Origin of the sequence: Anabaenopsis tanganyikae CS-531, from assembly GCF_029891675.1 — a bacterium.
In the GTDB taxonomy this organism is placed as follows: domain Bacteria; phylum Cyanobacteriota; class Cyanobacteriia; order Cyanobacteriales; family Nostocaceae; genus Anabaenopsis; species Anabaenopsis arnoldii.
Map to the genome: position 1 here is coordinate 22,496 of NZ_JANQDF010000120.1, position 6,000 is coordinate 28,495.

Annotated in this window: 7 protein-coding genes; 5 read left to right on the plus strand and 2 right to left on the minus strand. The window is 39.6% G+C overall.

Annotated features, from left to right (window positions below):
• Nucleotides 1–12: 12 nt before the first annotated feature.
• Nucleotides 13–159 (minus strand): hypothetical protein, encoded by a 147-nt coding sequence (locus tag NWP22_RS12195; protein ID WP_280801950.1) that lies wholly within the window; start codon nucleotides 157–159, stop codon nucleotides 13–15.
• Nucleotides 160–685: 526 nt separating this feature from the next.
• Between NWP22_RS12195 and NWP22_RS12200 the strand changes: the two genes are divergently transcribed.
• The 4 genes from NWP22_RS12200 to NWP22_RS12215 all read left to right on the plus strand — a co-directional run bounded on the left by NWP22_RS12200 (nucleotide 686) and on the right by NWP22_RS12215 (nucleotide 5,001).
• Nucleotides 686–1,162 (plus strand): hypothetical protein, encoded by a 477-nt coding sequence (locus NWP22_RS12200; protein ID WP_280792837.1) that lies wholly within the window; start codon nucleotides 686–688, stop codon nucleotides 1,160–1,162.
• Between the two features lie 9 nt (nucleotides 1,163–1,171).
• Entirely contained in the window at nucleotides 1,172–3,403 is a 2,232-nt protein-coding gene (locus tag NWP22_RS12205) for an NACHT domain-containing protein (RefSeq protein ID WP_280801951.1), read from the plus strand.
• Between the two features lie 367 nt (nucleotides 3,404–3,770).
• On the plus strand, nucleotides 3,771–4,250 hold the full coding sequence (locus tag NWP22_RS12210) for a hypothetical protein (RefSeq protein WP_271733309.1): 480 nt from the start codon (nucleotides 3,771–3,773) through the stop codon (nucleotides 4,248–4,250).
• 133 nt (nucleotides 4,251–4,383) lie between these two features.
• On the plus strand, nucleotides 4,384–5,001 hold the full coding sequence (locus NWP22_RS12215) for a gamma-glutamylcyclotransferase family protein (protein WP_271733310.1): 618 nt from the start codon (nucleotides 4,384–4,386) through the stop codon (nucleotides 4,999–5,001).
• A 147-nt stretch (nucleotides 5,002–5,148) separates the two neighbouring features.
• Here the strand turns inward: NWP22_RS12215 and NWP22_RS12220 are convergent, their stop codons facing one another.
• Nucleotides 5,149–5,448 (minus strand): RNA recognition motif domain-containing protein, encoded by a 300-nt coding sequence (locus NWP22_RS12220; protein ID WP_280801952.1) that lies wholly within the window; start codon nucleotides 5,446–5,448, stop codon nucleotides 5,149–5,151.
• Nucleotides 5,449–5,607: 159 nt separating this feature from the next.
• On the opposite strand from NWP22_RS12220, the gene NWP22_RS12225 reads away from it, so the two are divergent.
• Nucleotides 5,608–5,970, plus strand: a complete 363-nt coding sequence (locus NWP22_RS12225) for a hypothetical protein (RefSeq protein ID WP_280801953.1) — start codon at nucleotides 5,608–5,610, stop codon at nucleotides 5,968–5,970.
• The last annotated feature ends 30 nt before the right edge of the window (nucleotides 5,971–6,000 follow it).

A 6,000-nucleotide genomic window follows, 5' to 3' on the forward strand; every position in this document is an offset into this window, starting at 1 on the left:
CCCAGACAAACTCTAATAATCTAAGAAATCCGGTATCTTGCACCCCCTCCCAGATCCCGTCAGAGCGATCGCCTTTAACATCCCCTCACAGATCCTGGAATAGCGATCTGCTTGCAGCAGCGCTTCGCTATCGCATCTTGTCAAGATAATCAAACACATGATTTTCTGGTCAGATAAATCTGACTTTAGCTTTCAGACGGGGGTTTCTAACCCCCGGCTCCCCTGTTGTTAAACGCAAAGGGGCGCAAAGGTTGGCGCAAAGGTACGCAAAGGTTTGTTTTCTATTCAAATACGAGTCCTATAGAGTTATTATTATTTTATTTGATACTAAATACTTTACACCGCAAGCAACCATGAAACCTTGAAAATTTTGCTCCGGTGCTAGAAAAACATCTACAAAATCTATTTATCGAACCTATGGAAGGTAATCAAGAAATCTTTATGCAATTCATGAATAATCAAGAATTTAAAGCTGTTGTGTTTGAGAAATTACTATCTAGTATTTATGATACCATCAAGAGTGTAGGTTAGATGTTGTTTTAAAAGGGAAATTTTAGATAATATTTTTTAATATTTGGGCTATTGGTAGCAATATTAGCCATTTAATGCTACTGTATCACTATTCCACACCCATGTAAATAATTAACAATTAAAATCAAATACACAAATACAATAAGTAGCAAATATGGTTAGTAATCCCGGTGGCTTTTCAGTTGGTGGTTCTGTCGGCGGTAACGTCAACAACGTGCAAGGCGATAACAACCGCACAGTGCAAGGAAACAATAATCAGGCTGTGCTTGGTGACAATAATCAAGTCATGCAACAAAATCAAGTGGGTGCAGATACCGCAGCATCCCTTACTAAAGAAGATGTTATCAAGTTACTGGCACAATTAGAAACCTTGATTCAAGGCGCAGAATTACCAGCCGACACCAAAGAAGAAGTAATTGACGATTTGAGCGCAGTTAAAAAAGCAACAGATAAGGAAGAACCGAATAAAAAACGTGCATTAGACCGCTTAACAAGCGTGACAGAAACTCTAGAAAAAACAACTAAAACGGTGGATTCTGGTAAGCAACTTTGGACAGTAGCCAAGCCGATTATTGTAAAAGTTGCTGGCTGGTTAGGTGCGGCGGTTGGTTCATCTCTATTAGGATTGTAGAAGGTATTTATGAATCAGACACCTGAAAACTTAGAACCACAACAGCCTGATAATTCTACATATCAAAATCAAATTGGAGGTCATCAAAACCGGGCGGTTCAGGGTAATGAAAATCAAGGTGTTCTGGGTGAGGGTAATAGAGTAGTTCAGGGTACTAACAACTTGATGCTAAATATCCACGAGTTAATTTTTGGACAGCAGATACCAACATCAGGAAGTGACCCGGCTCGACCAAAGAATGAACAGAAATTATTAGCCGCAGTCAAGGAAGAAGTTACAGCACGGTTAAGACAGTCTCTACATAATGCTGTGCTAATTAATTTGGGGAAGGAGTCACAACCACAACAAGTCAAGCGCCCTTGGGATGCTGATATAAAAATTGGCTCAAAGCCTGCTGAAGCTCTTCCAGATACCACAACAATTTTAGAAGTTTTTGAATCACAAGAAATTGCAGGTAAACTGTTAATTTTAGGTAACCCAGGGTCGGGGAAGACAACTATACAATTAGAATTGGCGCAAGCTTTAGTCAAACGTGCAGAAGCACAGCCTGATCATCCCGTTCCTGTTTTATTCAACTTGTCCTCATGGAAAGATAACCGAAAATCTTTAACGGATTGGCTATTAACTGAACTCAAATCTAAATATGGTGTTTCAAACAAACTAGGTAAAGAATGGGTAGACAACCAGAAATTACTACCATTGCTTGATGGTTTAGATGAACTTGAGCCACAGCGTCAAGAACTTTGTGTCCATACAATTAATCAGTTTTTAGTAAGTGAAAATAGACCGCTTTCTTTAGTTGTTTGTAGCCGCAGTGAAGAATATAGTAGCTACGCTACTCAATTACAGCTGAACGGTGCTATATGCTTACAGCCTTTAAACGACAATCAAATTTATGATTATCTAGAAAATACTAATTATATAGAACTCTGCTCAATCATCAGGAGCGACTTAAACTTACTAGAGTTAGTAAAAACTCCCTTACTCCTGAGTATTACTGTTCTAGCTTTTCAAGAAATATCTATAGAAGAATGGCGGCATTTGAACTCCTCAAATGACCGGATTCAGTATTTGCTAGATGCCTATATAGGGCGAATGTTGACACGAAATATGAAAATTAATACATATTCTTCAACCAAACCTCCTAATGCTAAACGAACCCGAATGTGGCTTGTGTGGTTGGCTAAACAGATGCAAAAAGAAACCCGAACGGATTTCTTGATTGAAGAAATGCAGCCTGATTTATTAAAAACTAAAATTCCCAAAATTCTTTATAATTTGATTGTCTGGGGAGTTATACAAATGCTGATTTATGCGCTGATTTATGCGCTGATTTCTGGGCTGATTTCTGGGCTGATTGATAGGTTGATTGATAGGTTGATTTTAAGGCTGATTTTAGGGCTGATTTTAGGGCTGATTAATGGATTCTTTGGTGAAATAATAGAGGATAAAATTGAAAATATAGATTTAATTAGGCCTAATAAATTTTTTACCAAAACTATTATAAAATGGCTGATTTTTGGGTTGATTTTTGGGTTGATTTTAAGGCTGATTTATTATTTGATTTTTAAGTGGAGGTTAGGGCTAATTTTATTGCTGATTTTAGGGCTGATTAATGGGCTGATTGGAGATAAAATTGAAGCAATTGAAAGTATAAAATTTTCTTATCATATTTTTAAAAATGGGCTGATTTTAGGGCTAATTTTAGGGCTGATTTTAAGGCTGATTTCTGGGCTGATTTCTGGGCTGATTTTAGGGCTGATGTATGGGCTAATTTTAGGGATATTTTTAGGATTTTCAGGTCTAGAAATAGAAAACAAAACTATTCCTAACCAAGGTATTTGGCAATCTGCTAAAAATACAGTCAAGTTATCAGCCTGGTTTTTTTTACCCTCCACAATATTAATCTTTTTTATACAAATATCAATCTTTTTGATTCAAAATCAAACGAATAGTACTAGTTTAAATCAAGCTTTCATTTTTGAAGCTTTAATTTCTAGCTTAATGTCTGGATTATCTGTGGGATTATTGGTGGGGATACCTAGAAGTGGAACACCCGTTATTAAACACTTCACCCTACGCTTTATCCTCTACTGCAACGGTTACATCCCCTGGAACTATGCCCGTTTCCTCGACTACTGCACCGAGCGATTATTCCTCCAGCGTGTTGGTGGTCGCTACCGCTTCATCCACAAACTACTGCAAGACCACTTTGCTCAAATGGAGTTCAAGCGGAACTAAAAAAATACAACTGCTAAAACCTGATTCTGATTGGGGAATGATTGCAGATGTACCACTGCGATCGCCTCCCGTACTGCGCTGTGCGCAATCGCACTGATCGGGCTAGACTTGGAGGAAATTCAGCACTATCAATATTTGTCAGCCACACGCCTCTTAATTCTAACTTTGGTATGGTTTGAGGATTGAGAGCTAGTGATATAATTATGATACAGTCCATATGCAAATAAGTTGCATGATTTTTACCTGGTGAGAATAGCTGTATATTGCGTGCAGATATTTGTCATATCTGCTTTGGGAACTTTAGGGCTGGTGCTGCCATCGCTTGCCATAATGGACTAATAATAAATATTGGGGTTTGATCAGCAAAATGACGCACAAGAATAATTATATTACCGATAAAGCCCGAATTATCACTGTGGTAATTTTAACTGGCATTTTTTCTCTGGGTAGCGGGTTGACAATCATTAACCGCGTTACTGCAGCGACCGTTGCTCCTCACCCACACAGCTACCCGGGTTCTTTACTTTTAGCAGCTACTGATACTCCCGCAGATAACCAGGTGATCAATCTACCAGAGTCTGTCAAAAATGCAGTTTTACAAGCGGTCTCTGAAGATTTAGACTTACCAATTTCTCAACTCAAGATTATTCAAGCTCAACCACAAACATGGAATAATGGCTGTTTAAACCTAGCTAGTCCTGATGAATTCTGCACTCAGGCTTTAGTCCCAGGGTGGCGAGTAACTGTCGATGCTGTTGACCAAACCTTAGTTTATCACACTAATAGCACGGGTTCGTCCGTCAGGCTCAATCAAGAAGCCGGGAAAATTACCCAGGATTGCACTTAAATTTCAGCCTAATTCTCATATTAATTACTGGGTTTATACACCCAAAATTTGAAACTACGGTTTTTCTATCGGAATAAAGTTGTATCTTGAGAAAATTGATGATAGAATTTTTATTAAATACTTCTGAAGATAGATGAGTCATCAAAGCGATCGCTCACACCATCGTTGGGTACAATCCCATAATCTGCCCCAGCCTCAGTTGAAACTGCAACAACAGGCACAAAAAGAGCCAATGTTTTACTATTTTGCCTATGGTTCTTGTATGTGTCCGGTAGACTTAAAGCGATCGCTGGGTGAAAATACCCATGATTATATTATCGGCCCAGCGGTGTTGAAAGGTTACCGCCTAGGGTTCTATTCCTATTCTCCCACCCGCAAGTGTGGGGTTTTAGATGTCTTACCAGACGACCAAGCTCATGTCAAAGGTGTCCTTTATCAACTACCCTGGCGCTTGAGTGTAAACTTAGATAAACGCGAAGGTGTTTCCCAAAGTTTATACCGTCGGGAAACAGTAGAGATTCATTCCCAAAATAATGTCTACAAAAATACGCGCACTTATATAGTGGTGAACAAGCTCCCAGAAGAACTCGCACCCAACGACTGGTATTCTACTGTTGTCTTGCGGGGTGCTGTTACCTGTGGATTACCAGAAGAATACTGCTGGAGTTTGTTTGAGCATATGTACAAATTACAACAGCTTTCCCAAGAACATCTGATCCAAGCTGCGGAGAAAGCGCTATTACCCGCTTAAACTCAAACTCCAGTCATGACTTTCCCACTTAGGTTAATGTTTTCACATCAAAACGGACTCGGTTTGAGTCCATTTTCATGTGTACGAAACCATGACCTTTTTTTTACTGCCGGTGTTTAGCAGTTGAAAAAGTATAATCTATTTGATCTAGTAACGGCTACGGAAATTACCGCCACCACGGTTACCACCAAAAGAACCCTTATCTTCTCTGGGTTTGGCTTTATTTACCTTCAGGGAGCGTCCCATCCATTCAGCACCATCAAGAGCTTCGATCGCAACGCTTTCTTCCTCATCCGTACCCATTTCTACAAACCCAAAACCCCGCAGTTGTCCTGTTTCGCGGTTAGTAGGTAGTTGTACCCGCTTTACAGAACCATATTCGGCAAATACTGCATTAAGTGCATCTTGTGTAACCTCATAAGATAGATTACCTACATAAACTGACATAAAATTTCTCCAAAATCGTAAGAGTGTAGAGATTTCGGTTTCGGAGAAAAGCCTGTAAATACCAAAAGGAAATAGCCCGTCAATAATAAAAACAAAATCTGATCACCGAATCAATTCTCTTCCCCCCACTATGACACAAAAAACAACCATTGGTGGAGTATGACAAAGATCGTAATAAAAAGTCACACAAGCAATTACTGCTTAAGTATCAGAGGATATTTAATAAGTTTTGAACAGGTAATTTTTATCTTAGGGAACAGGGAACAGGGAACAGGGAACAGGGAACAGGGAACAGGGAATGGGGAACAGGGAATGGGGAACAGGGAACAGGGAATGGGGAATGGGGAACAGGGAACAGGGAATGGGGAATGGGGAATGGGGAATGGGGAATGGGTAACACCGAACACCGACCACACAAAAAACAATCAAATCCAGTCCCCTCCCCTTACAAGGACAAGACTTGGTGGACAAGGTGGACAAGGTGACCACCGGAGAAAAACAGTACAAAGTCTGTATTCTTAGTAAGAAAAATAGCCCATTAAAAGACCATTG